The following is a 1,211-nucleotide window of genomic DNA, read 5'->3' on the forward strand; positions in this document are numbered from 1 at the left end:
CCTGCGTCTAGCAGTTGTTGCCATAAATCGGCTGCTTGGTCGTTCGGTACTACTATTTCGTAACCGTCTTCGCCAGTATAACCCGTTGTGGCAATAAATAAATCACCTACTTGAACACCAAAAAACGGCTTCATGCCTTCAACAGCGGCTTGTTGCTCAGCATTTAAAAGAGTGGCTGTTTTAGCTTTAGCGTTAGGACCTTGTACTGCAATCATTGCAAACTCAGGACGCTCTGTAACAGTTACGTCAAAGTTGCTCGATACGTTAGCTAAATGCGCTAGGTCTTTTTCGCGCGTTGCTGAGTTAACAACTAAGCGGTAAAAAGTTTCGCTAAAGAAATAAATAATTAAGTCGTCTATTACACCGCCTTGCTCGTTAAGCATGCCTGTGTAAAGCGCTTTACCTGGTACGGTTAATTTTGCAACGTCGTTAGCTACTAGCTTACGTAAAAATGCTTTTGCTTGAGGCCCTTCAATATCAACAATAGTCATGTGTGATACGTCAAACATACCTGCGTCGGTACGTACGCTATTGTGTTCTTCTATTTGTGAGCCGTAGTTGATTGGCATTTCCCAGCCATGAAAATCAACCATTTTTGCGCCCGCTTCTAGGTGCTTAGCATGTAGTACAGTTTTAGAAGTCATAACATTCCTTCACGTTTAAATTAACCCTTAGTGGGCATGGCTTAAATAGATCTAAAAACAGGTGAGCATTGTTATGCTCACCTGTTTTTTATATTTGTTACGCGGCTTTGTTTTGCATAAGTGCAAAACCTTGCGCTTGCATATAGCTTTGCCATTTTTGTAGTTCTGGCGCTTTAGCTATAAGTACAAAATGTTGTTCGTCGTTTTTATCAATAGCGGTAATAAACACTTCGCGCACCGTAACATAGTTGCGCGTCAGAAAGGCGCAAACCTGGTGTTAACTTAAAAGCATTTACTAGGGTATCAAACGCGTTGTCGCCACTTAAAGTAAAGCTAGTTAGGTCGGTGCGTATTACATAATCAATATCAAAACGAAGTTGTTGCTCGTTTATGAGCGATTGTAATTGAAGGCTTGCGCTGTGGTGCAATACAAATCTAAAAGCGGTTTCGCTAAAGTAATACACGGCGTAGCTGTAATCAGAATTTAGGTCACCGTCGAGGGTGCCTTTAAATCCTAAGCCGCTGGCCGTTAATTTTGTTAAATCAAGACCTAAAATGGTGCTCAAA

1 protein-coding gene and 1 pseudogene are annotated in these 1,211 nt (G+C 41.5%); both read right to left on the reverse strand.

Annotation, left to right across the window (positions count from 1 at the left end):
• A partial coding sequence (gcvT, locus tag L647_RS0121170) for a glycine cleavage system aminomethyltransferase GcvT (RefSeq protein ID WP_024612785.1) occupies positions 1–644 on the reverse strand: 644 nt, incomplete at its 3' end.
• Between the two features lie 97 nt (positions 645–741).
• Positions 742–1,211, reverse strand: a pseudogene (locus L647_RS01000000124770) (hypothetical protein); the annotation flags it as partial.

The sequence above is a fragment of the Pseudoalteromonas sp. TB64 genome, assembly GCF_000498095.1.
GTDB lineage: Bacteria > Pseudomonadota > Gammaproteobacteria > Enterobacterales > Alteromonadaceae > Pseudoalteromonas.